The sequence below is a fragment of the Tolumonas lignilytica genome (assembly GCF_000527035.1).
In the GTDB taxonomy this organism is placed as follows: Bacteria; Pseudomonadota; Gammaproteobacteria; order Enterobacterales; family Aeromonadaceae; genus Tolumonas; species Tolumonas lignilytica.
The window spans coordinates 896,205-922,765 of sequence record NZ_AZUK01000001.1 but is presented as its reverse complement, the minus strand read 5'-3'; the positions used below and the strand labels follow the sequence as shown (position 1 = coordinate 922,765).

The 26,561-nt window shown below is 48.2% G+C and carries 27 protein-coding genes; 16 read left to right on the top strand and 11 right to left on the bottom strand.

Translation table 11 applies throughout. The annotated features are described in order from the left end of the window. Positions 1–46 precede the first annotated feature (46 nt). Together thiL and H027_RS0104340 are read left to right on the top strand one after the other, a co-directional pair. Entirely contained in the window at positions 47–1,045 is a 999-nt protein-coding gene (thiL, locus tag H027_RS0104345) for a thiamine-phosphate kinase (RefSeq protein WP_237657922.1), read from the top strand. Continuing rightward, entirely contained in the window at positions 1,020–1,526 is a 507-nt protein-coding gene (locus tag H027_RS0104340; protein ID WP_024871303.1) for a phosphatidylglycerophosphatase A family protein, read from the top strand. Before thiL ends, H027_RS0104340 begins: the two co-directional genes overlap by 26 nt. Before the next feature lie 101 nt (positions 1,527–1,627). Here the strand turns inward: H027_RS0104340 and H027_RS0104335 are convergent, their stop codons facing one another. Genes H027_RS0104335 through H027_RS19225 form a run of 6 tightly spaced genes read right to left on the bottom strand, consistent with a single transcriptional unit; the run spans position 1,628 to position 7,972 of the window. After that, positions 1,628–4,780 carry a pilus assembly protein gene (locus H027_RS0104335; protein WP_024871302.1) on the bottom strand — a complete coding sequence of 1,051 codons (3,153 nt, stop codon included), beginning with the start codon at positions 4,778–4,780 and terminating at the stop codon, positions 1,628–1,630. Between the two features lie 17 nt (positions 4,781–4,797). Continuing rightward, on the bottom strand, positions 4,798–5,331 hold the full coding sequence (locus H027_RS0104330) for a pilus assembly PilX family protein (RefSeq protein ID WP_024871301.1): 534 nt from the start codon (positions 5,329–5,331) through the stop codon (positions 4,798–4,800). Beyond that, entirely contained in the window at positions 5,328–6,479 is a 1,152-nt protein-coding gene (locus H027_RS0104325; protein ID WP_081741375.1) for a PilW family protein, read from the bottom strand. The genes H027_RS0104330 and H027_RS0104325 overlap by 4 nt, the downstream gene beginning before the upstream one ends. Further along, positions 6,470–7,063, bottom strand: a complete 594-nt coding sequence (pilV, locus tag H027_RS0104320) for a type IV pilus modification protein PilV (RefSeq protein WP_024871299.1) — start codon at positions 7,061–7,063, stop codon at positions 6,470–6,472. The genes H027_RS0104325 and pilV overlap by 10 nt, the downstream gene beginning before the upstream one ends. Beyond that, positions 7,057–7,548, bottom strand: a complete 492-nt coding sequence (locus H027_RS0104315; RefSeq protein ID WP_024871298.1) for a GspH/FimT family pseudopilin — start codon at positions 7,546–7,548, stop codon at positions 7,057–7,059. The genes pilV and H027_RS0104315 overlap by 7 nt, the downstream gene beginning before the upstream one ends. A 4-nt stretch (positions 7,549–7,552) precedes the next feature. After that, positions 7,553–7,972: a type IV pilin protein gene (locus tag H027_RS19225; protein WP_272912521.1), complete on the bottom strand. Its 420-nt coding sequence runs from the start codon at positions 7,970–7,972 to the stop codon at positions 7,553–7,555. Positions 7,973–8,448: 476 nt separating this feature from the next. On the opposite strand from H027_RS19225, the gene H027_RS0104305 reads away from it, so the two are divergent. From H027_RS0104305 to H027_RS0104290, 4 genes are all read left to right on the top strand, one after another. Continuing rightward, a complete protein-coding gene (locus H027_RS0104305; protein ID WP_024871296.1) occupies positions 8,449–10,200 on the top strand; it encodes a dipeptide ABC transporter ATP-binding protein in 1,752 nt (583 codons plus the stop codon). A gap of 18 nt (positions 10,201–10,218) precedes the next feature. Further along, positions 10,219–11,775, top strand: coding sequence for an ABC transporter substrate-binding protein (locus H027_RS0104300; RefSeq protein ID WP_024871295.1), 1,557 nt, complete (start codon positions 10,219–10,221; stop codon positions 11,773–11,775). Positions 11,776–11,845: 70 nt separating this feature from the next. Continuing rightward, complete coding sequence (locus H027_RS0104295; RefSeq protein ID WP_024871294.1) at positions 11,846–12,823, top strand: ABC transporter permease; 978 nt, start codon at positions 11,846–11,848, stop codon at positions 12,821–12,823. Between the two features lies 1 nt (position 12,824). Beyond that, entirely contained in the window at positions 12,825–13,760 is a 936-nt protein-coding gene (locus tag H027_RS0104290; protein ID WP_024871293.1) for an ABC transporter permease, read from the top strand. Between the two features lie 89 nt (positions 13,761–13,849). Here H027_RS0104290 and H027_RS0104285 read toward each other — a convergent pair whose 3' ends face one another. Further along, positions 13,850–14,656, bottom strand: coding sequence for a DUF1189 domain-containing protein (locus H027_RS0104285; protein WP_081741373.1), 807 nt, complete (start codon positions 14,654–14,656; stop codon positions 13,850–13,852). Between the two features lie 184 nt (positions 14,657–14,840). On the opposite strand from H027_RS0104285, the gene H027_RS0104280 reads away from it, so the two are divergent. The 3 genes from H027_RS0104280 to arsC all read left to right on the top strand — a co-directional run bounded on the left by H027_RS0104280 (position 14,841) and on the right by arsC (position 16,691). Then, on the top strand, positions 14,841–15,776 hold the full coding sequence (locus H027_RS0104280) for an AEC family transporter (protein ID WP_024871291.1): 936 nt from the start codon (positions 14,841–14,843) through the stop codon (positions 15,774–15,776). Between the two features lie 72 nt (positions 15,777–15,848). Continuing rightward, the gene (locus tag H027_RS0104275) at positions 15,849–16,226 is read left to right on the top strand and encodes an ArsR/SmtB family transcription factor (RefSeq protein WP_024871290.1); all 378 of its coding nucleotides are present in this window, start codon (positions 15,849–15,851) and stop codon (positions 16,224–16,226) included. Between the two features lie 39 nt (positions 16,227–16,265). After that, the gene (gene arsC / locus H027_RS0104270) at positions 16,266–16,691 is read left to right on the top strand and encodes a glutaredoxin-dependent arsenate reductase (RefSeq protein ID WP_024871289.1); all 426 of its coding nucleotides are present in this window, start codon (positions 16,266–16,268) and stop codon (positions 16,689–16,691) included. Between the two features lie 64 nt (positions 16,692–16,755). Here arsC and dxs read toward each other — a convergent pair whose 3' ends face one another. The 3 genes from dxs to xseB are packed head-to-tail and all read right to left on the bottom strand — an operon-like array spanning position 16,756 to position 19,796. Then, a complete protein-coding gene (gene dxs, locus H027_RS0104265; RefSeq protein WP_024871288.1) occupies positions 16,756–18,618 on the bottom strand; it encodes a 1-deoxy-D-xylulose-5-phosphate synthase in 1,863 nt (620 codons plus the stop codon). Positions 18,619–18,638: 20 nt separating this feature from the next. Beyond that, positions 18,639–19,529: a (2E,6E)-farnesyl diphosphate synthase gene (gene ispA, locus H027_RS0104260; protein WP_024871287.1), complete on the bottom strand. Its 891-nt coding sequence runs from the start codon at positions 19,527–19,529 to the stop codon at positions 18,639–18,641. Continuing rightward, the gene (gene xseB, locus H027_RS0104255; RefSeq protein ID WP_024871286.1) at positions 19,530–19,796 is read right to left on the bottom strand and encodes an exodeoxyribonuclease VII small subunit; all 267 of its coding nucleotides are present in this window, start codon (positions 19,794–19,796) and stop codon (positions 19,530–19,532) included. It lies immediately after the preceding gene. A 151-nt stretch (positions 19,797–19,947) separates the two neighbouring features. On the opposite strand from xseB, the gene thiI reads away from it, so the two are divergent. Together thiI and manA are read left to right on the top strand one after the other, a co-directional pair. Then, positions 19,948–21,405, top strand: a complete 1,458-nt coding sequence (thiI, locus tag H027_RS0104250) for a tRNA uracil 4-sulfurtransferase ThiI (RefSeq protein ID WP_024871285.1) — start codon at positions 19,948–19,950, stop codon at positions 21,403–21,405. Positions 21,406–21,594: 189 nt separating this feature from the next. Further along, positions 21,595–22,797: a mannose-6-phosphate isomerase, class I gene (gene manA / locus H027_RS0104245; RefSeq protein ID WP_152536693.1), complete on the top strand. Its 1,203-nt coding sequence runs from the start codon at positions 21,595–21,597 to the stop codon at positions 22,795–22,797. Positions 22,798–22,845: 48 nt separating this feature from the next. On the opposite strand, the gene msrA is transcribed toward manA, so the two are convergent. Continuing rightward, the gene (msrA, locus tag H027_RS0104240) at positions 22,846–23,478 is read right to left on the bottom strand and encodes a peptide-methionine (S)-S-oxide reductase MsrA (protein WP_024871283.1); all 633 of its coding nucleotides are present in this window, start codon (positions 23,476–23,478) and stop codon (positions 22,846–22,848) included. Between the two features lie 169 nt (positions 23,479–23,647). On the opposite strand from msrA, the gene rpsF reads away from it, so the two are divergent. The 5 genes from rpsF (at position 23,648) to H027_RS0104215 (ending at position 26,531) form a co-directional block, all read left to right on the top strand. Next, positions 23,648–24,025, top strand: coding sequence for a 30S ribosomal protein S6 (gene rpsF, locus H027_RS0104235; RefSeq protein ID WP_024871282.1), 378 nt, complete (start codon positions 23,648–23,650; stop codon positions 24,023–24,025). A gap of 26 nt (positions 24,026–24,051) precedes the next feature. After that, positions 24,052–24,282, top strand: coding sequence for a 30S ribosomal protein S18 (gene rpsR, locus H027_RS0104230; protein WP_024871281.1), 231 nt, complete (start codon positions 24,052–24,054; stop codon positions 24,280–24,282). 40 nt (positions 24,283–24,322) lie between these two features. Continuing rightward, positions 24,323–24,772 carry a 50S ribosomal protein L9 gene (rplI, locus tag H027_RS0104225; protein WP_024871280.1) on the top strand — a complete coding sequence of 150 codons (450 nt, stop codon included), beginning with the start codon at positions 24,323–24,325 and terminating at the stop codon, positions 24,770–24,772. Positions 24,773–24,845: 73 nt separating this feature from the next. Continuing rightward, a complete protein-coding gene (gene queE / locus H027_RS0104220) occupies positions 24,846–25,523 on the top strand; it encodes a 7-carboxy-7-deazaguanine synthase QueE (RefSeq protein ID WP_024871279.1) in 678 nt (225 codons plus the stop codon). Between the two features lie 66 nt (positions 25,524–25,589). Then, positions 25,590–26,531, top strand: a complete 942-nt coding sequence (locus H027_RS0104215) for an AEC family transporter (protein ID WP_024871278.1) — start codon at positions 25,590–25,592, stop codon at positions 26,529–26,531. Positions 26,532–26,561: the final 30 nt, after the last annotated feature.

Below are 26,561 nucleotides of genomic sequence, written 5' to 3'. Positions count from 1 at the left end.
AAAGGATCCCCGTTTTTTCTGAATGAAGAAGCGGGGATTTTTGTTAATGGGGTATCTGATGGGTGAGTTTGAGCTGATCCAGCATTATTTTGCTGCACACTATTCAAGCCGGGATGATGTGGAACTGGGTATTGGCGATGACTGTGCTTTGTTGAATGTACCGATTGGCGAATGTCTGGCCGTGAGTACAGACACCTTGGTCAGTGGGGTGCACTTCTTTGCCGATGTGGAACCGTTTGCACTGGGACATAAAGTGCTAGCGGTCAATCTTTCAGATCTGGCTGCGATGGGCGCTTTTCCTCGTTGGGTATCATTGGCGCTGACGTTACCGAAAGTGGATGAAGCCTGGCTGGCTGAATTTGCCAGGGGATTTCATACCTTAGCCCAAAAACATCAGGTTGCTTTGATTGGTGGTGATACCACCCGAGGTCCACTGTCGATTACGGTTTCTGTTAAAGGCACTGTGCCGGCCAGTAAAGCGTTACGTCGCTCAGGTGCAAGAGTGGGTGATGCGATTTACATAAGTGGTAGCCTGGGGGCGGCGGCACTGGCTGTGCAGCAACGTATTCATCACTTGTCTATTCCTTCGGAAGCATTACACGCCTGTATCGAACGAATGGAATTGCCACACCCCCGGTGCGAATTGGGTTTGGCCTTGCAAGGCATCGCCACGAGTGCGCTGGATCTTTCGGATGGTTTAGCCGGTGATCTGATGCACATCCTCCGAGCCTCTGCGGTGGCGGCTGACATTGAATTAACGGCATTGCCGATACATCCGGCAGTAAGCAGTAGCACTACGTCAGAACAAGCCTTGCAGCTAGCGTTAGGCGGGGGGGATGATTATGAATTGTGTTTTACGGTGCCAGCTGACAAAGAGAGAATGATCAATACGTTAGCTGCATCATTAGCGATATCCTTGACGCGAATTGGTGTGATCAAGGCGGGTTCGCCACAAATCAACTGGCGACATCAAGGCAACCTTGTTGAATTACATATTAATGGCTGGGAGCACTTTCACCATGGCAAAATTGGAAAAACATCATAAAAGCCGTGATGCGATGGAGCGTTTAAATTGGCGAAATCCATTGCATTGGCTAGCTACAGGTTTTGGCTCTGGTCTGGCCCCTGTCGCTTCAGGAACCTTCGGTACACTGGCCGCGATCCCATTTTATGGGTTAATGATGAATTTGCCGGTGTCGCTTTATATTACAGTCACAGTCATTGCGGCTGTGGCGGGGATTTGGATCTGCCAATCCGCAACTGATGCGATTGGCCAAGACGATCACGGCTCGATTGTCTGGGATGAGTTTGTCGGTTTCTGGATCACCATGATTGCCGCCCCGAAGGGCTTGCTGTGGTTGCTGGCCGGATTTCTTATCTTCCGTGCGTTTGACATCATCAAACCTTGGCCTATCCGCTGGCTGGACCGCTATGTCAAAGGCGGCTTAGGCATCATGGTTGATGATGTGCTGGCCGGGGTGTTCGGGCTGATTGTGATGCAGGGTTTAACTTACTGGTTAGCCTGACGGTTTTCTTTCTATTTCTTTCTACAAGAAGACCACCAATCTGAATGCAGTATTGCAATTCAGATTGGTGGTCTTATGCCATTCATCTAATGACGATCAGTTTAGTTCTGACCGGAAGATTTCCAGTAGATGAGTTTGCGTTCCGGGCTGGTTATCGGGGTCACTTTTTGTGGGGCAATCGAGCTGTTTGTTCCTCCATCTTTTTGTACCGCGCCAATAACAACAGGGGTAGCGACGCCATCAACTGGCACCACACCAAAAATAGGCGATGGTGGCAGCCCCCCGCCTACAAAGATAGCCGACCTGTCACCACCACAAGATCCTGCCACATTTACCGCACCGGAACCGTTAAACAGATTCACCCAGTAGCCACGAGCTTCACCTAAGGTAGTAGTGCAACTGCCGACAGCAGGGGCAATCGGGCGATTGGTGCTGAATGCCACCAAGCCCGAAGCAATGAGGGCGGATGTCACGGTTTGTTCTCCCTGTCCATACTGATTCAAATTCATAAACCAGCCTTTCTTATCTGAACTAGCCACGCTGGATGAACTGCAACCGCCATCCGTAGTGTTGTCGAACATAGTGTCGGTGCTATCAAGGTTATAAGCACTAGCGGGTATTAGCTGTGGATTATCTTTGTAAACATAGAAGCGGTTGGTCACGTTGGCATAGGGGTATTGTGAATATAACGGATGTTCGCGATCGCCACTGCCCAGAGCCAGATAGACAGTGCTGGTGCCGACAGACAACAGTGCTGGCGGGAAAAAGAATTTCCGTCCACCGCCATTGGTATAGGCGATTTTGGTCATGACCCAGTCTGTGGTGCCGCTGGATTTAAAATCGATCCGGTAGATATTGCCGCCCGTGTCGGCCACATAAGCATGATCGACCACATTGGGGGTGGTGATAGCAATCAGCGCTATATCACCAGCGACACTGCGATCAGTTGTGAATGATTTAACCAGTGCGCCGGTATCGGCATCAAACACATAAAATGCAGCTCCTTTTTCTGGGCTTGAACAACCAGTTAGCGTTACGCTATTTGTATCTTCACAGTTACGTGCAGAAGCATTTGCCGCAGCAACTGAGCCACTGTCATAACCACCACCGATGATAACAACGGGGTGGTCATAACCTGAAATATGTTCTGCCACCTGCGGGGTTGACCAAGTCTGACCGATACCACTCATGCTGCTATCAGTGGCGATACCCGTTTTGCAACCCGTATCATCGGTTAAATTTGGGCAGCCAGCCTTCCATTTAAATACTGGTGTCGTATTGTTGGTCACATCAAATGCATAGATCATCCGGCCACCACGGCGCATGGATGGATAAATCCAGATCTTAGAGTTATCACTGTTCTGATAAATGCCAGTGGAACCATCGAAAAAGTAATCTTTCGGGGTGGTGGTGGTATCTATCGAATTAGGATATTTGACTTTCGGACTGTTCGATGACAAACGTTGAAGTTTGGAATAATGTTCTGGTGCCACAAAAGCCCAAAGCTCTTTGCCATTCGAAGAGTCCACAGCCCGATACATGCCATCATTGGAGCCGTAATACACCACGACCTTGGAACCGTAATCAATTGGTAAAGGACGGGAATGAATGGTATCACCATGCAAGGAGGGTCTGGTTAGCGAGGTATCCGTGCGACCATTATATTCGAGATTAACATCCTGACCTTGTGTGTAATTAACCACCGTAGAGGAGAGTCCGGAGCTGGTGGTATTGAATGCTGTTAGTGTACCGCCAGCCAGTGGTTGCGTATAAATCGTCCGGTTAACCGCCCAAGTTGGTGTGGTATTGGTTGTGGGCGGATTATTGCCTTTACGAATGACCTCGGCGGTGCCGCCTTTTTCAACAACAGGGCCATCAGGTGAATCTGACCACTGGGTTGCTACCGCGCATGCACCCTTTGGTGATGGTGTTTCGGTAATGTGATTCCAGTAATCGTAATATAAACTGGTAGTATCGGTCGTGGTTGTGGTTGTCCAGAAACTCACCGCACAGTCGGTCGGAAACCCGGTGTTATTGTTGATGGCCTGTTGTGATGGTGAAGACGAATCCCCCAACTCGACGGAACCACCGACAGTAATTAATTGATACTGTTTCATGTTACCCATCCAGCGCGGATAGGCTTGAGAGTCTGGGCGAAACATCGGAATGAAGACCTGATTTTTTTCCTGAGCCCGGTTGGTGGTGCTGACAGGCAGACTGGTGGAGGCAAAGGTTGAGTTAACCGCCTGAATTTCTGTGAATATCTGAGATAAAGTACTGGATAGATCCGTGACTGAAGTGCTTGTCGTTGCGTCTACCTTAAACCATTTGCCACCACCCAGCTTAGCGGCCTGCTGCAGGTTATTTGTATAAGATGAGCTGGAGTGGCCATTTTGCACATCGATGACATAGAGTGTGATCCCTTGTTTGTACAGGTAATCGGCCCACGTCATGAGGTCTCTTTTGTCACCGCCTGCATTCGCGGGAATGTAAGTCAGAGCAGGGCTGGGATAACCTCCATAGGAAAGCGCATCAAATTTAGGGTTATCGTTATTACTGTTATTGACGATATAGATGACATAATTTTTTGAGCAGGCGGTTGATGGGCTGACATATTTTCCACTGACGACCGCGAAATTGTCGGTGAGCCCAGCCGGAGTGCCGCTGGATGAAGGTCTTACGGTTGAACCTGTGTTCGTATTCGTTGAATAGTCAACCAAATCATTTCCGCTTGTACCGGGGGTTCCACCGTATGGTGTCTGGCTGTTGAAATACAAATACAACTCATACAAGGCACCACTCTCGGTTCGTTCGGCTTGTGAGCGTTTCCATGCTCCTGTATGTACAGAATAGTTGGCTAACAGATATTTTAAGACATTCAAATTGGATGAATTAGTGATGTCACGTGCACCATACCAAACGCCGGCTGATGTGCCGTTGAATGCGGACACACCAATGTCCACCAAGGTGCTTTTTGCTGATAATGCATTGATTTCATTAATTATTGAGTTTAATTCAACGCCACCCTGAGTAGCTGACGTATTATAGCCTGCTGTACCAGCAAGAGGGTTGGTTGCATTTGAGTCAAAATCAGCAGTGGTATCGAGTAAAAACATCACATTGGGTGCTGCTGCATCACCACCGGAAGCTCCGGTAAAAATATCAATATCATCCGCGATGGCCGCGACAGGTGTCAGATTGAGAGAGAAAAGGCTTAACAGTGCTAAGCGTTTCAGATTGTTTAAATTAATCATGACAATTTCCTCCGTAATTACGGACAGAGGGTGGTCGAAACTACGCGGACAGCGGTACCTTGATTGATACTGACTTGCGCGTTACTGGAGAGATCCGTGGCTGCGGCACTGATGTCCCACAGTGCATTTGAGCACAGGCTAGAAGGAGCATTGTTCGAGCCGCTAATACCAAATGATTGAGAGTTACCCAATATGCAGCCAGCATCGTTCGCGTTGGCGGGATCGAGAGCCGACGCTGGTATCGGAACAATGGCGGAGCAGGTTGGTGTAGTGACAATACTGATATCGTTGGTGCCGCTGCTATTAACCGAAGCAGCGGTTGTATTGGAAACACCGGGTGTTGTGGTGAAATTAATATTGCTGATGACGTTTTCAATGGCACTTTGGGCGGCATTCATCGTCTGATTACGTTGTTGCATATTACCGGCAATCTGCTGACTTCCCTTGTTGAGCTTAAAGGATGTCACGGCCATTAAGGTCATTAAGATTAGCATGATCAGGCTGACCAGGAGAGTCACGTTGCCACGTTGATGCGCTAATGTCGTTTTCATGGTGTATTCCTTCCGGCTACGTTGTTCAGCCGCACTACAGAAGTGTAAACGTGGCGTTTATAGGCAGAGGGATAGGCAACGGCATCAGACGATGAACTGACTGTGTTGGCGGTGGTGCCGTCGGCTTTTAAACCTAGATAATAAGTTTTGTTATCGCTATAACCCGCAGTCGTGGTGAGGTTACGAGCCAGCAGATAGATTTTGGTTGCTACCGTATTACGCCAGTAGAAAGTACAGGTTGGCGAGCTGGCAGCGTTGCAACTGTGCAGACTATCGGGATCAGCTGTAAACATGGCAGGGCTGCCGGTTTTAGTCGCCGCAACCGTGCCATCAGTGTTTATACCGTCTATGCCATATTCTATCTGTAAGTTTTCAATACCCTCGACCAGTGGAACAATCGTAAAACCACTACTACCCAGTTCGGCCCGCTTCAGCGTAGGGATACCGTCCCCCGTTTTGTCGTTATTGGCAATGAAATAGATATGTGTCAGGTATTGATGGTAGGGGGCAACGGTTCCTGTCACTGTCGGTGGGTTGCAATCCTTTTTATGCAAAGTCAGATTGGCCGTATTGGTATCCAGCGCATAATAATTGGCTATGTTTGAAGATGATAACTCCGTTGCGCTGCCACAGGTTGAAGCCTGAAAATAAGGGGCACCACTGACCACAGCATCACAACCTGTGTCACCGACTGCGCAATTGCTAGCGCGACGGACGACGAGAATATCCGTCCCTAAACGCAGGTCACTACTGATACAAGTTGGTGTGCTGGCTGCGTTATCACTATCATAACCTTGTATTGAGAGCGGCAGTGCTGATTTGAGATCACTGACGGCGGTCAGACAAGGATCGGGTTTGGCTGTCGGTGTGGTCAGTGCTGTGGGGTTGAATTCTACCAGATAACCCGCATTGCTCAGATCATACGTCAGTAACTGCATGGCATAACGCCCGTTTTCCGCTTGCTGATTGGCGCGTTCAATTTCGTTGGATGACTGATTATTCTGTACAAACACCGTGGTGAGACCGGCCAGAAGCAACAATCCTAAAGTGACCGCGATCATCAGTTCGATGATCGTGTAACCGCCCTGATGTGTTTGCGTGTTCACGCCTATGGTTGCTCTCTTTAACGCATGATTGATTATTGGCATGACGTCAACCCTACCGTAATTTGAGAGGAAATGACACGACGTAAAGCTTCTGAGCCATATAAGTTCTGCCCACAAGTGATGGTGGGTGTGGCACTTGAAACCATGCCTTGCCAGACGACGGCGATCTGATAAATACCAGGTGTACAAATACCGGCTGTGGAATCCGGTGCTTGAAGCTGCGTAATACAACCCCGGGCATTCGTCATGGCACCGGTATTGGTTGATCCAATTTTTTCATTCGCGCCTTTTAACTCATTACTCCACTCGCAGATATCGCGTGCAGCAGCACTGACAGTACTTGAAATCCCGGTACAGTCTGAAGGCTGGCTATCGCCCGTACCTATGGTAGTGGCAGATGCATAGCTGGCTGCATTCAGGCGATGGCTGTTGATACGATCGGTCATATCCGATAACAGCAGAATGGCCTGCGTGCGCTGATAAGACTCAATATCAGAAAGCTGGATCTTACCTTGTAGATTTGCCAGCACCAGAATGCCAAATGCTAAAATAACGAGTGATATCAACACCTCTAAAAGTGTCATCCCTTGCTGGTATTGGCTATTAAAAGAACGTGATTTCAACATGACGAGGCCGCCTTCATATAGGGACGACCACTGAGGCTCACTGACACACATTGGTAAATGGTGTCTGAGCCTGCGGTGGTGGTGATAACAAAGGAGGGGGCGGTGGTCGAGAGATGGCCCGATGCATTATAGACAACACTGCTGGTACTGGGTGACGGCGTAATGGTGACGCTGGTTGCCTGATTTTTGTCATCGAGCACAGTGCCGTCAGAAGCGGTCACTTGCCAGCCATTAGCCCAATCTCCACTTTTTTGCGACATAGTCACATTTGCATTACGTGTGATGGCTTCACTGCGTGCAATTAATAAACTGCCAAACATGTCTGATGCTACACGTTTGGCGCGCTGATTGGCGATGAGACTGGAAAAGGATGGGCCAGCTAATGCAGCAAAGATACTGATAATAATAATGGCCACCATCAGTTCGAGTAGCGTGAATCCGGCAAGGCGAGCATTTGGTGAGCGGTGGCGAGTTATTTTCATCATATAGCTACCAAGAGTTGTTACTGGATGTTTTCACACCAGAATTGTTGATGCTCAGCGCACCGTCAGTAGCCTGTGAGGTTCCGGTAATCGGGGTTGCTGTAGCGGTAAAGGTAGGCGGAGCACCTGAAGTGGCAGCAATCGAGATGGTGTAATAACTGGAGACTTCACTGGGGGTTGTCATATTCATTGCGCTTACTGTGGCCGCATAACTACGTGCATTGAGATAATACTGCTGTTCATTTTGGGCAATATCCATCAAATGAGATTGTGCCGCCGCCCGCCGGCTGCTGATCAGATGGCTTTGGTAAGATGGATAGGCGATAGCAGCCACTATCGCCACAATGGCGACGGCGATCATCAATTCGAGGAGTGTGAAACCTCGTGGTCTGCGATGGGCTGCTGACGCAGTTTGCATCCGGTGCATGTTTCATCCTGTCAGTATATTCAGTTGATTTTCTCTCAAATTATAGTTCATAGACTGATACCAGCACCATTGCTTCTCATTTTTTCATAATGGTTATGCGATGACAGTCCAGTTGCACAGTTCAGTTCCATTTGCACAATATTGGTGCTCACTGATAAGCATAATGTTTTGTTTCTTGTTGTGAAAATGTTGCTACATGGTTGATTTTTTATTTATAAATCAACAAGGATTCAATCCTGACCTCATTAAATTTTTGCTGGAAAGCGCATTTTTTCTTTTTCTACTTTAGAAAATCAGCAATTTATCTCCTTTTTTATTTAATTTTGTGAAATAGCTAGTCTTCTGGAATCAAATCCTGTTTTTTGTTGTTTCTATGAATTTATCTTCCTTATAAGATGGTTCGCTTATCTTGGCCTGAAGTGTGCACTTCTGGTCTCCCAATACCGTATTTTTGTTGCAAGATTAGAGGTTGACGGATGTCTCTGCTGGAAGTCAGAAATTTAAGAATTGAATATCCTTCCCGTCATGGGGTGATGGCGGCAGTGAAAGATCTGTCATTCTCAATTGAAAAAGGCGAAATTCTGGGTGTGGTAGGTGAATCGGGTGCCGGTAAATCGACAATTGGTAATGCTGTCATTGATTTATTAAGCCCACCTGGCCGTATTGCCCGGGGTGATGTCTTTTTGAATGGTGAAAAAATTTCTGGTTTATCTCCGGATGCAATTCGTGAAATCCGTGGTGCTAAAATCGGTTTTATATTTCAAGACCCGATGACGTCACTGAATCCGTTGTTCACGGTAGAGCAGCAGTTAGTGGAAACTATGCTGGCGAATACGGAATTAAAACCGGACGAAGCGTTTGAGAAAGCATTGGAGTTGATGGAAGCGGTGGGTATTCCGCAACCTGATCTGCGCATTAAACAATATCCGCATCAATTCTCTGGTGGTATGCGACAACGAGTGGTTATCGCGATTGCACTTTGCTGCGACCCGGATCTGATCATTGCCGATGAACCGACTACCGCATTGGACGTTTCGATTCAGGATCAGATCCTGCAACTTATCCGGAAACTGTGTAAAGAACGTCAGGTCGGTTGCATGCTGGTCACGCACGATATGGGCGTGGTTTCCAATATCACGGATCGTGTGGCCGTCATGTATCGTGGCGAGCTGGTGGAGATCGGGACTACCGAACAAGTCTTGGGTGCGCCGAATCATCCCTATACGCAGAGTCTGATTTCTGCGGTCCCGCGTTCTGATGTCAAGTTGGTGCGTTTTCCGCTGGTTTCATACATTGAAGAGGCAGAACCGCTTGCATCGATCGATCTGAAAAATCACTGGCTGGGTCAGCAGCAGGAACATCGTGAATATCGGGGCGCGCTGTTGCAGGTTAAAGATGTCAGTCTGCGTTTTATTACGAAAGACTCAATGTTCCCGTCACGCCGCGAATATGTTCAGGCCAATAACCATGTCAGCTTTGAAATCAATGAAGGGGAAACCTTTGGTCTGGTTGGTGAGTCCGGTTCTGGTAAATCAACCATTGCCCGTGTTATCACTGGGCTTTATCCGCCACATGAAGGTCAGATCATTTTTGAAGGGATTGATCTGACGGCACTGAAAACAGAAAAAGAACGTCGCCCATTCCGCCGTCAGATGCAGATGGTCTTTCAAAACCCATATTCCTCACTGAATCCACGCATGAAAGTGGCAGATATCATTGCGGAGCCGATCCGTTTTCACGGATTGGCGGAAAGTGAACGCCAGATCGCTGATATCGTAGGGGATCTGTTGGATCACGTCGGCTTGGGTCGCAAAGCTGGGCTGAAATATCCGCATGAATTCTCGGGTGGTCAGCGGCAGCGTATTTCGATTGCACGTGCGCTGGCAACACGTCCTCGTTTGTTGATCTGTGATGAACCGACGTCTGCGCTGGATGTGTCGGTACAGGCGCAAATTCTCAACCTGCTGAAAGATCTGCAGCAGGAACTCAAACTCACCATGCTGTTCATCAGTCACGATCTGCCGGTGATCCGTCAGATGTGTGACCGGATTGGTGTGATGCAAAAAGGAACTTTGCTGGAAGTGGCGAAGACAGAAGAACTGTTCTTGTCACCACAGCATGAGTACAGCCGCAAGTTGATTTCACTGATGCCTGAATTCAAAGGTATGAGCCGCGCTGGGTTACAGATCGCGGACGAATCGGCAGTTGTGAATCAGTATTCTAATTAATCTACAGGGAGCTAATTGATGAAAACAGGAATGAGCAAGATTGCCGCGCTGATGTTGGCCGCTGGTCTTTGTATGCCATTGTATGCAGCCAATGTGAAAGTCGCATTGGATGCGGATCCAGAATCACTGGATATTCATGAACAGTTGTCAGGCGGTATTCTGCAATTTTCCCATATGGCGTTTGATCCGCTGGTGCGTTTCACCAAAGACATGAAATTTGAAGGTCGTCTGGCGGAATCATGGGAACAACTGGACCCTAAAACCATCCGTTTCCATTTGCGTAAAGGTGTGAAATTCCACTCTGGCAATCCATTTACTGCCGATGATGTGGTCTGGACATTCAACCGCCTGCTGAAATCTGAAGATTTCAAAGGCTTGTTTGAAGTCTATCAGGGCATGAAGAAGGTTGATGACTACACTGTGGATTTGGTTGCCAAAGTGCCATATCCATTGATGCTGCAGAATGCGACTTACTTGTTCATCATGGATTCTAAGTTCTACACCGGTAAAACTGCCGATGGTAAAGCCAAGGATGAGATCGTAAAAGCGGCCAACACCTATGCGGCTAACCATGTTTCCGGTACCGGTCCGTTCAAGCTGGTTTCCCGTGAACAGGGCGTGAAACTAGTATTGGAACGTAACAAAGATTACTGGGATAAAAAATCACCAGGGAATGTTGATCAGCTGACCATCGTTCCGATTAAAGAGGATGCGACCCGTGTTGCCGCACTGCTTTCCGGTGATGTTGACATGATTGCACCTGTTGCACCGAACGATCAGAATCGCGTGCTATCAGATAAAAAACTGCAAATGGTGACTGAAACCAGTAACCGTATTGTGATGTTTGAACTGAACCAGAACGTGGTGCCACAGTTTAAAGATCAGCGCGTACGTGAAGCGGTGAATCTGGCTGTAAACCAGAAAGGCATCGTCGAGAAGATCATGAAGGGTTTTGCGACACCGGCTGGTCAGATGAGCCCAGAAGGTTATCTGGGATATACGAAAGATCTGGTGCCGCAATATGATCTGGCGAAAGCCAAAGCGTTGATGAAAGCAGCGGGTCAGGAAAAAGGGTTTGAGATCACCATGATCGCAACCAATAACCGCTACATCAACGATGCCAAGATCTCAGAAGCGGTTGCCAACATGTTGTCTAAAATCAACATCAAAGTAACGCTGAAAACGATGCCGAAAGCGCAGTACTGGCCTGAGTTTGATAAGTGCGCAGCCGGTATGCAGCTGATTGGCTGGCAGTCTGATACAGAGGATTCAGGTAACTACTTTGAATATCTGGTGCAGACTAAAGATGCCAAAACCGGCAAAGGCCAATACAACTGCGGTGGTTACTCCAACCCAGAAGTGGATAAGCTGATTGCCGAATCTAATGCTGAAGTAGATGTGGCTAAGCGCACCGCCATGCTGCAGCAGATCGAAAAAATTCTGGTGAAGGATGCAGCCTATCTGCCATTGGAATGGCAAAACCTATCGTGGGCGGCGAAAACCAACCTGAACATCAAGCCAATCGTCAATGGTCTGGACTTCCCATACTACGGCGATCTGAAAGTTAAAGAGTAATTGTGATGCGAAGCCGGTGTGAACACACCGGCTTTAAATCCTTTTTAATTAAAATGCAGGGTCTTCGTGCATGCTGACTTTTTTGTTTAAACGATTGGCTCAAGCCGTCGTGGTAATGTTTGTGATTAGTCTGGTCGCCTTTGCGATCCAGAGTAATTTAGGTGATCCGTTGCGTGAAATGGTCGGACAGGGTGTGTCTGAAGCGCAACGCGAAATATTGCGTAATCAGTTAGGATTAAACGATCCTTTCATGGTTAGATATTCCCGTTTCCTGATTCATGCCATGCACGGTGATTGGGGAACCTCCTTTATTTATAAAAAACCGGCTCTGGATATTATTCTTGGCAAGCTGGTCGCGACACTGGAACTGGTGTTTGCCGCCACTTTCTGGATCATCGCCATTTCCATTCCGGCTGGTGTGTATTGCGCCATCAAGCCCCGCAGTCTGGGCAGTAAGCTGATCATGGGCGTGAGCACCATTGGTATTTCGGTGCCAGTGTTTCTGACGGCGATCCTGTTGATGTACGTCTTTTCAATACAGTTGGGCTGGTTGCCGTCATATGGCCGAGGGGAAACTGCCAATCTGTTGGGATGGGACTCCGGGTTCTTTACGCTGGATGGTTTAAAGCACTTGTTATTACCTTCCATTGCTTTGTCATCCATCATGTTACCGTTGTTCATTCGTCTGGTTCGGGCAGAAATGCTGGAAGCTCTGGGCGCTGAATATGTGAAGTTTGCCTGGGCAAAGGGGCTGGATAAAAACAAAGTCTGGTTCCGGCATGCCTTGAAAAATACCATGCTGCCAGTGATCACGGTCGGTGGGGTGCAGATCGGTTCTATGGTGGCTTATACCATACTGACCGAAACAGTTTTCCAGTGGCCGGGTACCGGCTTTATGTTTCTGGAAGCCATCACTCGGGTCGATACACCCCTGATAACGGCTTACGTGATTTTTGTCGGTTTGGTCTTCGTCGTCACTAATACCTTGGTCGATCTGCTTTACGGGATCATCAACCCTACTGTCAAACTCACGGCCAAGGGAGGTTAATATGTCACAACAAGCAACCATGAGCCGCTGGCAGCGTTTTCGTCAGTCAGATTTGGTTTACTATTTTCTGAAAGATAAAGTTGCCATCGCCTGCTTTGTTATTTTTGTTCTGTATGTGGTTATTGCTGTTCTGGCGCCGTGGCTGGCACCTCATAACCCTTATGATCCATCCAGTTATGACATCATGGATGCGGAAACGCCTCCTATGTGGATGGATGGCGGCAGTTCCAACTTTGTGCTGGGTACCGATAATCAGGGGCGCGATATCATGAGTACCATTTTCTATGGTTCTCGCATTTCGCTGATTATCGGCCTGTGTGCCGTCGCCTTACAATTAACATTAGGTGTCGTGATCGGGCTGGTTGCCGGTTATGCCGGTGGCCGTGTCGATAACCTGTTGATGCGTTTGGCGGATATTCAGCTTTCATTCTCCACCATGATGGTCGCCATCATTGTCTCTGCTATTTTTCAGGCAATGTTGGGTGGCGAGTTTTACTCGCACTATGCCATTTTAATGTTGGTCTTGATTATCGGTATTTCGGAATGGCCGCAATACGCACGGACTGTGCGTGCTTCGGTGTTATCAGAGAAGAAGAAAGAATATGTGGAAGCGGCGCGTGTCATGGGCTTCAAAGCGCCACGCATCATGTTCCGTCATATTCTGCCGAATTGTCTGTCACCGATTCTGGTTATCTCGACGGTACAAGTGGCAAATGCCATCATGTCAGAAGCGGCATTGTCATTCTTAGGATTAGGGATGCCGGTCGACAAGCCGTCACTTGGCTCGCTGATCAGTATCGGTTTTAACTATATTTTCTCTGGTTCATGGTGGATCACGGCATTCCCCGGCGTTTGTCTGGTGGTATTGGTGCTGGTGATCAATCTGTTGGGCGATTGGTTGCGCGATCTCTTTAATCCGAAGATTTATAAAGATTAAGTTTTCGTACGCAAATAAAAAGGGAAGCCGTTGCTTCCCTTTTTTTGTGGCTTCACTAATGGCTAGTTTCGCCCCGTTTTCAGTTTCATCTAGGCAATAATGGAGCCTTCATCATCTCGCTGATTCGGTGGTAACTGACAGATACTCTGTACGGCAAAGCGGATATACATAATTTCCAGGATCAGAAATAACACGCCGGCAAAGGGCAGGGGTAAACCGAACAATCCGATAAACGTGTCGATAATTATGGCCGGTGTCAGCGCTACGGCACTGATGCGTACAAACGAATGATAACGAAGGGCCAATCCTTGTCGTTTTGCCAACCAGCTAGCCAGAAAGGCGTATGTCATGGCCTGAGAGAACCGCCAGAACCAAGCCATGGCGACCAGAATGAAATAGGTAAAAGGTAAAATAAAGCGCCCTAATACTTTCAGAAAGGCTTCGACCAGCGAGCGGTCAATCTTCATATCGACAAAATCGGCAAAAGGATAGGATTGGGAGCTGACATCATCTTTGCGAACGAAGATCCGGTCTGCCGTAATTAAGACAGCGGCTGAAGTCTGATCCAGGGTGTTATACTGACCGCTGGTGTCTACCACGATAAACGGGTCCGTCGTGCCTTTTTCATTGATCACATACGGCCGATCTTCCGGCGTTGATGCCTGACCATTTTCGATGGTGATTTCGGGCAATTCATCCAGATAGGCTGGCAGTTCTTGCTTCACAAAGCTGACATAGCCTTCATGGATCTGTATCGCCAGGGGCATCATGACCAGCGCTGACACAATGAATAAATAAAGTGATCCCACTCCTTGCCATTGGCGAGCGACAGACTGGTACAACGTTCTGGAAAAGAATGATAGCCAGAGCGCCCGCCACCATGGAAAGTTACGCATAACCTGAAACTCCTGTGTTTCAAATGAGTTTTTATTGTTTGTTCTAGCATACCAGTTTGGCGTTTAGAAATCAGGCTTCGTACTCATTGGCGAATTTTTAGATTTCGTTTGAAAATTAACATGGCGCAATATTTGTGATATTCGTCATGCTAGACTTTGCCTCCCGTTGTCTGATGGTGGTGCCATGTCCGCTTTATTACATCAAATCTATCTCTCAACCCCATTGTTTATTCTGGTATTTCTGGGTTATGGCGTGATGCGGTGGGCCCGTTGGCCTCAAGTCATGTCGGAATCACTGTCCCGTTTTGTTTTCTCGCTGGCATTACCGGCCATGCTGTTTCACTTGATGAGTGATTTCTCAAAGTTGCCGCCGGTGGATGCGCGTCTTCTGATTGCTTTCTTTGGTGGCTGTCTGATCGTCTTTATTCTGGGGCGTTTTCTGGCCTGGAAGCTTTTCAAGCTGGATGGCGTATCCCAATCGGTTTTTGCGTTGGGCGGGATTTTTTCCAATAACTCGATGCTCGGGCTTCCGTTGGCAAAGATGATGCTGGGTGATGCAGCACTGCCTTCGGTTGCGCTGGTGCTGGTGTTTAACTCTTTAATCCTGTGGACACTGGTGACGATCTCTGTCGAACTGGCCAAGCACGGCAGTTTTTCATTTCGCGGATTTTTCAAAACCGTGAAAACAGTTCTGCGCAACCCAATTGTTTTCGGTATTTTGACTGGTACAGCATGGGGGCTGACCGGATGGAAATTGCCTTTGCTGATTGATAACACGGTCGGCATGATCAGTAACGCAGCGGCACCGATGGCCTTGCTCTCTTTAGGGATGGGGCTGGCTGAATATGGCATCGGCGGGAACTGGGGGCAATCGATCAGTGTCTGTTTGCTGAAACTGATCGGGCATCCACTGGCGGCGTGGGGCATCGCCCGATTGATCGGTTTACCGGTGATGGAAACACAAGCCATCGTATTACTGGCGTCGATTGCTACCGGTGTCAATGTCTATCTGATGGCTCGACAATTCAAAGCAATGGAAGGGGTGATGGCGACCAGTCTGTTACTCTCGACCGTCATGGCGGCGATCACCACACCGCTCTGTGTCATGCTTTCGGGGTGAATTTTATCAGCCAGCACGTTATGCTGGCTTTTATTGACTTGATTATTTCAACTGCTCTTGTAGTATCGAACTATGAAAAAAGAATCCGCAACACTTATATTTGAATCGCTGGCTTCAGGGATCAGGCTGGATATCTATCGCCTGTTGGTAAAATGCGGATTAGAGGGCATGGTCGCCGGACAAATTGCGGCGTCACTGGGGCTGCCACCCAATAATCTGTCTTTTCATCTGAAGGCGATGACGCATGCCGGCTTACTTTCGGTTGAGCAGGAAGGGCGCTATCAGCGTTATCGCGCCAATATTCCACTGATGCTGGATTTGATTGCCTATATTACAGAAGAGTGTTGTGGTGGCAATACAGCACAGTGTGCCGATTTACGCGCGCACTCCTGTTGTTCTGAGGCCGTATTACCGCCACTGGCTCAAAATGAAAAAAATGAACCGGTGTAACCAAAGAACAATGTTGATGAACATGAAAGGAAACTGAGCATGTCTGAAGTAACGATTTATCATAACCCGAAATGCGGCACCTCCCGGAATACACTGGAAATGATCCGCAATGCCGGTATTGAACCCACCGTGATCCTCTATCTGGAAACGCCTCCTAGCCGGGCAACACTGGAAAAGCTGATTGCCGACATGGGGATCAGCGTGCGGGAAACCTTGCGTCAGAAGTGTGATCCCTATACCGAGCTGGGGCTGGATGATCCGAAATGGACAGATGAACAGTTGCTGGACTTTATGATGCAGCATCCGATCCTGATCAATCGTCCGATTGTGGTGACCGAGCTGGGTACTAAATTGTGCCGTCCATCTGAACTGGTTCTGGATATTTTGCCAGCGGCACAAAAAGGCGCCTTTACCAAAGAAGATGGGGAAAAGGTGGTCGACGCAGACGGTAAACGTTTAATCTGAAAGACATAAAATTAAGGCTCCTGTTTCGGAGCCTTAGTTTTTCATCTGCTTTTTCCGTGATGGATCATGCCATAAACGCATGGATTTGCTGCTCGATACCAGCACTGTCCAGTTTTAGATCATGATAAATCTCTTCCTGCGAGCCCTGCTCGATAAAGCGATCCGGCAGACCAATATTCAGCACTGGTTTTAATACGCGTTGCGTCATCATCCATTCATTCACCGCTGACCCGGCACCACCCTGAATGGCATTTTCTTCAATCGTGACCAAGACATCATGTTGTGCGACGATCGTTTGCAGTAATTCCGTGTCGAGTGGCTTCACGAAACGCATATCGACCAGCGTGGCATCCAGTTTTTCTGCCACCGATTTTGCCTGATGCAGTAAAGTGCCGAAGCAGAGCAGTGCGATGCCTTGTCCCTGACGCACGATCTGGCCTTTACCTAACGGGAGGGTAGTGAGTTCTGGCGTCGGGGTTACGCCACAGCCGGAGCCTCTTGGATAACGCACGGCGGCTGGCTGATTGAGCTGATAACCCGTGGTGAGCATCATGCGACATTCGCTTTCGTCGGACGGCGTCATGATCACCATATTGGGGATCGTGCGCAGAAAGCTGATATCAAATGCACCCTGATGCGTAGGGCCATCGGCACCGACTAATCCGGCACGGTCGATAGCAAACAGCACCGGTAAATTCTGGATGGCAACATCGTGGATGATTTGATCATAAGCGCGCTGCATGAAACTGGAGTAGATAGCTACCACTGGTTTCATCCCTTCAATGGCAAGGCCGGCTGCAAATGTCACGGCATGTTGTTCGGCAATGGCCACATCAAAGTAACGCTCAGGGTAGCGTTGTGAAAACTCCACCATCCCAGACCCTTCACGCATTGCTGGCGTAATGCCCACCAGTTTGCTGTCAGCTTCTGCCATATCGCATAACCAATGCCCGAAGATTTTGGAAAAGGTGGGTTTTCCTTCTTTATTCTTGGGCAGACAGTCATCATCTGGATTAAATTTTGGCACACCGTGATAACCGATAGGATCTTTTTCGGCGGGTTCGTAACCTTTCCCTTTTTTGGTCATCACATGCAGTAATTGCGGCCCTTTTAGCTGGCGCATGTTTTTCAGTGTTTTGACCAGCGATTTGATGTCGTGCCCATCAATCGGGCCGATATAATTAAAACCCAACTCTTCAAAGAGGGTGCCGGGAATGACCATGCCTTTGATATGTTCTTCCGCTCGCCGCGCTAACTCTTTGACGGGCGGCAGGCCGGAAAGCACTTTTTTCCCGCCTTCACGCAGCGTGGTATAGAGCGAGCCCGACAGCCATTTAGCCAGATGATTATTCAGGGCACCTACGTTTTCTGAAATCGACATCTCGTTGTCATTGAGGATCACCAGCATATCCTCGTGCAGATCACCGGCATGATTCAGCGCTTCAAAAGCCATACCGGCGGTGAGCGCTCCATCACCGATGACGGCAACCACCTTATGAGGCAACCCTTGCTGTTTGGCGGCGACGGCCATCCCCAAAGCGGCACCAATCGAGGTGCTGGAATGGCCGACACTTAATGGATCATATTCACTCTCTTCCCGCCATGGGAAAGGGTGTATCCCGTTTTTCTGACGGATGGTCTCCATGCGCTCGCGGCGGCCGGTCAGAATTTTATGCGGATAAGCCTGATGCCCGACATCCCACACCAGTTTGTCCTGAGGGGTCTGATATACGTAGTGCAAGGCCACGGTGAGTTCAACCACGCCAAGGCCTGACGCCAGATGGCCACTGCTACGGCTTACGGAATGGAGCAAAAAGGTACGCAGTTCCTCACACAATGGTGCCAGTTTGTCTTCTGGTAATTGGCGAAGGTCCGCTGGCGAATTAATTTGTGCCAGCGTCGGGAATTGGGTCATATCAATCGTCATACGTTTATTATTATCCGGCATTAGTATGAGCGCTCAATGATGTAGTCAGCGAACGCAGACAAGATTTCAGTATTATAAGGAAGAGTTGCTAATGCAGCTAAAGCCTGTGCATGAAGATCTTGTGCTAGCTCACGTGCAGCATCTAATCCGAGCAGGGCGGGGTAGGTGCTTTTCTCTAATGCCTGGTCTGAACCCTGAGGTTTACCCAGTGTTGCGGTATCACTCACTACATCAAGAATGTCGTCTTGTACCTGAAATGCCAGACCAATCGCGGCGGCATATTTTTTTAATGCATCAAGGGTGTCATGCGCAACATTAGGTTGGCACAGTGCCCCCAGCATGACGGCACATTCAATTAAGGCGCCCGTTTTATGACGGTGGATCTGTTCCAGTGCCTGCAGACCGACCTGTTGCCCTTCGGCGGCCAGATCCAATGCCTGTCCGCCACACATACCGGCATAACCGGATGCTTTTGCCAGAATGCTCAACATTTTGACTTGTTGCGCCAGTAAAGCTTCCGGAAAGGCATGATCGGCCAGGATCGAAAAAGCCAGTGTTTGCAGTGCGTCACCGGCTAACACCGCAGTGGCTTCATCAAATGCTTTGTGTACGGTAGGGTGCCCACGTCGTAAATCATCGTCATCCATGGCCGGCAAATCATCATGGATCAGGGAATAGGCATGGATACATTCGATCGCCGCTGCCGGGCCATCCAATAGGGCTTCTTCTACTCCCAGCATGTTGCCGGTCGCATAAACCAAGAATGGACGAACCCGTTTACCGCCCAATACCAAGCCGTGACGCATCGCTGCTTTCAGATTCGGGGATAACTCAGGTAATGATTCAATGTGTTGCAACAGCAGCGCATCAATACGCTGCCGGTAATGCTGCGAAAAGGTCTGCAATGACACTTATTCTTCCTCTGCGGTCTGGTCAGATGGCTGTTCTGATGAGAAGGGAACCAGTTTTTCCTGGCCGTTCTGCTGCAACAGTATCTGTACCTGTTGTTCCGCTTGTTCTAATTTTTGTTTGCTCACCCGAGCCAGTTGAATGCCTCGCTCAAATTGTTTCAGTGCTGATTCCAGTGGTAAATCGCCTTGTTCCAGCTGTTGTACAATTTGTTCCAGCTCTCCAAGAGCAGCATCAAAACTTAATGATTCGTTTTTTTTCGCGGCCATAGCGGGTTCAGATCAGAGATAGATAATTTGTCTATCTTACCACTGTCTGACCGTCAGGCGTATAAACTCTGCGATCTCATGTTGTAAGGCTTAGTTTCTGCGGTCGGCTGGATTATAATGCGCCCCTTTCCGCCAGCTAAACGAGCGTGTCATGAAGTTCATCATTAAACTGTTTCCAGAAATCACAATCAAAAGTAAGTCTGTTCGCCAGCGTATGGTGAAAGTTTTACAAGGCAATATCCGCAATGTATTACAGAAGGTAGATGAAACCGTCACCGTCCGTAATGACTGGGATAAGTTGGTTGTGTCCAGCAAAAATGACTCGCTGGAAAACCGTGATTTGCTGGTGGAACGCTTGAGTTGTACGCCAGGGATCCAGGCTTTTCTGGAAGTGACTCAAAAGCCGTTTACCGATTTACACAGCATTTATGAACAGACGGCAGCCGTATATGGCAGCACACTGGTCAATAAAACGTTCTGTGTGCGCGTGAAACGCAAAGGTAAGCATGAGTTTTCTTCCATCGAAATTGAACGTTATGTCGGTGGTGGTCTGAATCAGAACTTTCCGTCGAATGGCGTGAAGCTTTCTCATCCAGACCTGCAAATCAACCTGCAGATTGAAGATGATCAGCTCTATCTGGTCACAAATATTCATAAAGGGCTGGGTGGTTACCCGCTTTCTACTCAGGAAGATGTGTTGAGCCTGATTTCCGGCGGTTTTGACTCCGGTGTGGCTTCCTATCAGTTCATCAAGCGCGGCAGCCGGGTGCATTACTGTTTCTTCAACCTCGGCGGTGCGGCCCATGAAATTGGGGTGAAGCAGGTTTCCTATTACCTGTGGAGCAAATATGGCCAGTCGCACCGGGTTAAATTTATCTCTGTGCCTTTTGAACCGGTCGTTGGCGAGATCCTGGAGAAAATTGACAACGGTCTGATGGGTGTTGTGCTGAAACGCATGATGATGCGCGCCGCTTCTCGTGTTGCTGAACGGTTGGGCATTGAAGCGCTGGTTACCGGTGAAAGCGTGGGTCAGGTATCCAGTCAGACCGTGACTAACCTGTCGGTAATTGACCGTGTCACTGAAACGCTGATCCTGCGGCCGCTGATTGTCAGTGATAAACAAGACATCATCGATCAGGCTCGCGCGATCGGTACGCTGGAATTTGCTGAAACCATGCCGGAATATTGCGGTGTTATTTCCAATAAGCCGAATGTCAAAGCGCCGTATGAAGATGTTCTGGCAAATGAAGCCAAGTTTAATTTCGATGTACTGGAGGAGGTCATTGCCAACTCCAAGCTGATCGATATTCGTGACATTGCCAATGAAACGGCCGTGCAGGTACAGGAAGTGGAAACCACGTCGGCATTAGCTGACAATGAAGTGATTTTGGATATTCGCTCACCGGATGATCATGAAGATAAACCGTTTGAACCGGCTGGCATGACAGTGATCCATCTGCCGTTTTACAAATTATCGACCCAGTTCGGTGATTTGGATCAGAGTAAAACCTATCTGCTGTATTGCGAGCGTGGGGTGATGAGCAAATTACAAGCGCTGTATCTGAAGGAACAGGGGTTCAATAATATTAAGGTTTATCGTCAACATTAATTCATGACATGAAATCGGCTGAGTATTTATGCTTTAATCCGTTGCTCAGCCGATTCAGATGAAGGCAGCGTTAGCGTCAAATTCTGTGTAGTGGGGGGCACTCATGGGATGTGACCGGCACATTGAGGTTGAAATAACATTCGGGGAATCCCGAGATGTCGTTAATAAACACAGTAGAAGGGACACATAATGAGCTTTTCCTCCAACCGCATCTATCGGATGCAGAACCCAATCCAGAACTATGCCTGGGGCAGTAAAGATGCACTACAGAACATGTATGGCATTGCCAATCCAGATGGTAAACCACAAGCTGAAATCTGGATGGGGGCCCATCCTAATGGTTGTTCTTCACTGATAGACGAAACAAGCGGTGCCACGCTGCGGTTAGACACGTTTATTGCACAAAATCCAGCGGCCGTACTGGGTGATGCACAAGCAAACTTTGGTGCATTACCTTATCTTTTTAAGGTCCTGGCGGCGGCAGAACCTTTATCCATTCAGGTACATCCAGATAAAGCCAGCGCCGAGATCGGTTTTGCAGCCGAAAACACGGCGGGAGTTGCGCTTTCCGCTGCTCATCGTAATTTCAAAGATCCCAACCACAAGCCTGAGCTGGTGTATGCATTGACCCCCTATCGGGCCATGAATGGTTTTCGTGAATTTGATGAAATTGTTTCCTTGATTCGGGATCTAAAGCTGCCTGCACTACAGACAGAAATGGATGCGTTTTGCGAGCAACCGAACAGTGAAACATTGCGTGTTTTGTTTGGTGCCTCATTGCGTCTGCAGGGCGATGCCCGACGCGATACCGTGGCTAGCCTGTTGTCGGTAGCGAAACAACGTCAGCAACAGACTGCCTTTGCTGAAGTTTTACGTCTGGCAGAGTTTTACCCGGAAGACATGGGGCTTTTTGCGCCGTTGTTGCTGAATGTGATCACCTTACAGCCAGGGGATGCGATGTTCCTGTATGCACGCACGCCACATGCCTATTTGCAAGGGATTGGGCTGGAAGCCATGGCCAGTTCCGATAATGTTTTGCGGGCCGGGTTAACACCAAAACACATGGATATTGATGCGTTGCTGGCGAATGTCGATTTTGTGGCTAAACCGGCCGCGGAATTACCCATGTTACCGATGGTGTTAGGTCCGGTGAGTGATTACCCTATTCCGGTGACTGATTTCTCCTTTTCACTGGTTGATTTGGCCAATGAACCGTTGGAAAGTGAAACCGCTACAGCGTTGATCCTGTTCTGTATGGATGGGCGGGCTGTGATCAACAGCGGGGAAGACACATTGACGCTACAGGCAGGGGAATCCTGTTTTGTACCGGCTGCTGCAGGTGGTTTTAATGTCAGTGGCAGTGGGAAACTGGTTCAGATCGGTTCACGCTGATAACCCACTGAAAACACAGGGTACTGATACCCTGTGTTTTATTTCGTTTTATTTATTAGGCAGACAGATGCCTAATCCCGCGATGCCACAATATCCATTTGGATTTTTAGCCAGATATTGCTGGTGATATTGTTCTGCAAAATAAAATGTTTTCGCGACCGTAATTTCTGTCGTAATCGTTCGGTTATCGTTATAAGCCCACATGGCTGATTGATAACGATCCCGGGTCTGAATGGCCAATTGCTGCTGTTGCTCAGAGTGCGTGAAAATGACAGAGCGATATTGTGTACCAACATCATTGCCCTGACGGAAGCCTTCAGCCGGGTTGTGGTGTTCCCAGAATATTTTCAATAACGTGGAATAACTGATGATTTGGGGGTCATAAACCACCAATACACTTTCAGTATGCCCGGTTGAACCGGTACAAACCTCTTCATAAGTTGGGTTGGGGGTATATCCGCCCTGATAGCCGACCGCGGTCACATAGACGCCGGGTAGTTCCCAAAATAAACGTTCTACCCCCCAGAAACAGCCCATCGCAAAGTGTGCAATATCCAAACCCTCAGGATAAGGAGGGAACATGCTGACTTTTTTTACGAAATGTAAGGGTTCCAGCACCATCGGTGTTTCACGGCCCGGTAATGCTTCAACCGGAGCTATCATGCGGGTTCGAGTATGCATAGCCTGACCTCTGCGTTAATTCATCGGCAAAACGATAAAATCTGATTGCTATTAAAGTATACGCTGCATAGAATACAGCCCTTCAAAAATCAGTCACTTTTTTTAAGTTCCTTGCCTTCGACGGTTTGACTGAGCCATCACGAAGGCTATAACCCGTAAGGAGCAACTCATGCGTCACTACGAAATCGTATTCATGGTTCATCCGGACCAGAGCGAACAGGTTCCAGGCATGATCGAGCGTTACACCGGCGCTATCAAAGCGGCTGGTGGTACTATCCATCGTCTGGAAGATTGGGGTCGTCGTCAACTGGCTTACCCAATCGACAAACTGCACAAAGCTCACTATGTTCTGATGAACGTAGAAGCTGAGCAGAGCGTTATCGACGAACTGGAAACCAACTTCCGTTTCAACGATGCGGTTATCCGCAACATGATCATGCGCACCAAACACGCTGTGACTGAAGCATCTCCGATGCTGAAAGCACGTGAAGAGCGTCCACGTCGTGAAGATGTGCGTGAAGAAGCAGCTGAAGAAGCAGCTGAATAATTCCAGTCATATAGAGGATAATCGTCATGTCACGTTATTTCCGTCGTCGTAAGTTCTGCCGTTTCACTGCTGAAGGTGTAACTGAGATCGATTACAAAGATACCATTACACTGAAAAACTACATCACTGAATCTGGCAAGATCGTACCAAGCCGTATCACTGGTACCCGTGCTAAATATCAGCGCCAACTGGCACGTGCTATCAAACGTGCTCGTTACCTGGCTCTGCTGCCGTACACCGATCTGCACAACAAGTAATCGGCACTTGGCCTAACTCAACCTAAACCGAGGAAAGGTAATGGAAGTTATTCTGTTAGACAAAATCGCTCATCTGGGCGGTCTGGGTGACAAAGTTTCTGTTAAGAGCGGTTTTGCTCGTAACTACTTGTTCCCACAAGGCAAAGCTGTAATGGCTACTAAAGACAACCTGGCTGCTTTCGAAGCTCGCCGCGCTGAACTGGAAGCCAAACTGGCTGACGTTCTGGCTGCTGCTCAGGCTCGTGCTGCTGCGCTGTCTGCACTGACCAATGTAACCATCGCGACCAAAGCGGGCGACGAAGGTAAACTGTTCGGTTCAGTGGGTACCCGTGATATCGCTGACGCGATCACTGCTGCTGGTGTTGCTGTTGCTAAGAGCGAAGTTCGTATGCCGAACGGCGTTCTGCGCAGCGTTGGTGAATACGACATCGTTGTTCACCTGCACACTGATGTAAACACCACTGTTAAAGTGGCTGTTGTTGCTGAATAATTTCATTCAGTAGGCATCTGTTGAATAGGCCAATCCCTTGGGATTGGTCTTTTCATTTTCGGTAAATAAAGCAATGCAGAGCAATCATTATCCAATCAATGAAATATTCCAGAGCATTCAGGGAGAAGGCTATTTTTCTGGTGTTCCGGCAATTTTTGTTCGTCTGCAAGGATGCAAAGTTGGCTGTTCCTGGTGTGATACGAAACACTCATGGAAACTGGATTCCGATCATCTGATCCCAGTCCGACAGTTATTTACTGAAAAAAAACCAAAAGCAGGCTGGAGCTGGTTTACGCCAGAGGAAATCCTGCGATGTTTTTCTGAGCAAGGTTACACCGTCAAACATGTGGTGATCACGGGAGGAGAGCCCTGTGATTATGATTTGGTGGCATTGTCTCAGACCTTGATTGCACATGGTTATCGGGTTCAAATTGAAACCAGTGGTACACAGCCTATTCGTGCCGATGAAGCCTGTTGGGTAACTGTATCACCCAAAATCAATATGGCTGGCGGCTACCATGTATTAGCGGAAGCATTGAACCGCGCGAATGAAATTAAACACCCAGTCGCAACGGCAAAGCATATAGCCCAATTAGATGCCTTGTTGGCTGATATCGATATATCCCAGAAAGTAATTTGTCTGCAACCGATCAGCCAGAAAGAGCGTGCGACTGAATTGGCGATGAACGTTTGTATGCAGCGTAACTGGCGCTTGTCAGTACAACTTCATAAATATTTGGATATTGAATAATTTTTCGCGTTTTTCTGTAAAACAGAAAGCTGATGTTACCGGTATATGTTGTAATAAGATATCTCTATGACCGAACCACCGGAGGGTGGCATGCAGACGGTGAGCTTTCTCTTTTTTAATATTATCCTGCCTATTTTTATTCCTATTGGTGCCGGTTATTTACTGCAACGACAATTCCCGCTGAATGTTTCTACATTAACAAAGATACAGTTTTATATTTTTATCCCTGCTTTATTGTTTACCACCATTTATCAGACTGAATTGAATAGTGCATTGTTACGGGATCTGGTTCTTGCCAATCTGGTCTTGTTTGTTTTGCTCTGGGGCGCATGTCTTGTTTGCACCCGACTCCTGAAACTGGATAGCAGCAAACGCAGTGCGTTTATCAATTCAGTATGTTTCTACAATAGTGGTAATTACTGTATTCCGTTAGTGCAATTGATGTATCACACGGCATTTGCGTTTTCGATACAGATTGTGGTGATGCTGATCCAGCAGCTACTGACCAATACCATCGGTGTAATGAATGCGAGCAGTTCGGATCGCTCATGGAAGAAGGCGCTGTTGGAAAATTTCCGCATGCCGATGACATATGCCGTATTGATTGCGGTGCTCTGTCGCTGGCTAAGCGTGGAGGTGCCGAAACCACTCTGGACATCATTAGATCTGATGGCGCAAGGATTGGTTCCGACGGCATTGATAACACTGGGAGCGCAATTAGCCAGCACAAGGTTGTATGTCCGAAATTTCAAAGTGCTGGTATCTAATGGCATGCGTTTACTCGTAGGCCCGCTCATTGCCACCTTGGTGTGTCTGGTCTGGGGGATCAGTGGCGTTATGGCGCAGGTGATGGTGATTTGTGCTGCAGCACCTTCGGCGGTGAATACCGTCTTGCTGGCCATCGAATATAAATCCGATCCTGATTTTGCTTCTCAAACTGTGTTTCTATCGACACTGTTGAGTGCCGTGACGATGCCTATTGTCATTGCGCTGGTACGATTTTTATAAATGGCTACTTTTTAAACATGCCGGCTTTCT

Coding starts and splice junctions, on each gene's coding strand:
- thiL (WP_237657922.1), top strand. CDS start 47: ATGGGGTATCTGATGGGTGAGTTTGAGCTGATCCAGCATTATTTTGCT.
- H027_RS0104340 (WP_024871303.1), top strand. CDS start 1,020: ATGGCAAAATTGGAAAAACATCATAAAAGCCGTGATGCGATGGAGCGT.
- H027_RS0104335 (WP_024871302.1), bottom strand. CDS start 4,780: ATGATTAATTTAAACAATCTGAAACGCTTAGCACTGTTAAGCCTTTTC.
- H027_RS0104330 (WP_024871301.1), bottom strand. CDS start 5,331: ATGAAAACGACATTAGCGCATCAACGTGGCAACGTGACTCTCCTGGTC.
- H027_RS0104325 (WP_081741375.1), bottom strand. CDS start 6,479: ATGCCAATAATCAATCATGCGTTAAAGAGAGCAACCATAGGCGTGAAC.
- pilV (WP_024871299.1), bottom strand. CDS start 7,063: ATGTTGAAATCACGTTCTTTTAATAGCCAATACCAGCAAGGGATGACA.
- H027_RS0104315 (WP_024871298.1), bottom strand. CDS start 7,548: ATGATGAAAATAACTCGCCACCGCTCACCAAATGCTCGCCTTGCCGGA.
- H027_RS19225 (WP_272912521.1), bottom strand. CDS start 7,972: ATGCACCGGATGCAAACTGCGTCAGCAGCCCATCGCAGACCACGAGGT.
- H027_RS0104305 (WP_024871296.1), top strand. CDS start 8,449: ATGTCTCTGCTGGAAGTCAGAAATTTAAGAATTGAATATCCTTCCCGT.
- H027_RS0104300 (WP_024871295.1), top strand. CDS start 10,219: ATGAAAACAGGAATGAGCAAGATTGCCGCGCTGATGTTGGCCGCTGGT.
- H027_RS0104295 (WP_024871294.1), top strand. CDS start 11,846: ATGCTGACTTTTTTGTTTAAACGATTGGCTCAAGCCGTCGTGGTAATG.
- H027_RS0104290 (WP_024871293.1), top strand. CDS start 12,825: ATGTCACAACAAGCAACCATGAGCCGCTGGCAGCGTTTTCGTCAGTCA.
- H027_RS0104285 (WP_081741373.1), bottom strand. CDS start 14,656: ATGCGTAACTTTCCATGGTGGCGGGCGCTCTGGCTATCATTCTTTTCC.
- H027_RS0104280 (WP_024871291.1), top strand. CDS start 14,841: ATGTCCGCTTTATTACATCAAATCTATCTCTCAACCCCATTGTTTATT.
- H027_RS0104275 (WP_024871290.1), top strand. CDS start 15,849: ATGAAAAAAGAATCCGCAACACTTATATTTGAATCGCTGGCTTCAGGG.
- arsC (WP_024871289.1), top strand. CDS start 16,266: ATGTCTGAAGTAACGATTTATCATAACCCGAAATGCGGCACCTCCCGG.
- dxs (WP_024871288.1), bottom strand. CDS start 18,618: ATGACGATTGATATGACCCAATTCCCGACGCTGGCACAAATTAATTCG.
- xseB (WP_024871286.1), bottom strand. CDS start 19,796: ATGGCCGCGAAAAAAAACGAATCATTAAGTTTTGATGCTGCTCTTGGA.
- thiI (WP_024871285.1), top strand. CDS start 19,948: ATGAAGTTCATCATTAAACTGTTTCCAGAAATCACAATCAAAAGTAAG.
- manA (WP_152536693.1), top strand. CDS start 21,595: ATGAGCTTTTCCTCCAACCGCATCTATCGGATGCAGAACCCAATCCAG.
- msrA (WP_024871283.1), bottom strand. CDS start 23,478: ATGCATACTCGAACCCGCATGATAGCTCCGGTTGAAGCATTACCGGGC.
- rpsF (WP_024871282.1), top strand. CDS start 23,648: ATGCGTCACTACGAAATCGTATTCATGGTTCATCCGGACCAGAGCGAA.
- rpsR (WP_024871281.1), top strand. CDS start 24,052: ATGTCACGTTATTTCCGTCGTCGTAAGTTCTGCCGTTTCACTGCTGAA.
- rplI (WP_024871280.1), top strand. CDS start 24,323: ATGGAAGTTATTCTGTTAGACAAAATCGCTCATCTGGGCGGTCTGGGT.
- queE (WP_024871279.1), top strand. CDS start 24,846: ATGCAGAGCAATCATTATCCAATCAATGAAATATTCCAGAGCATTCAG.
- H027_RS0104215 (WP_024871278.1), top strand. CDS start 25,590: ATGACCGAACCACCGGAGGGTGGCATGCAGACGGTGAGCTTTCTCTTT.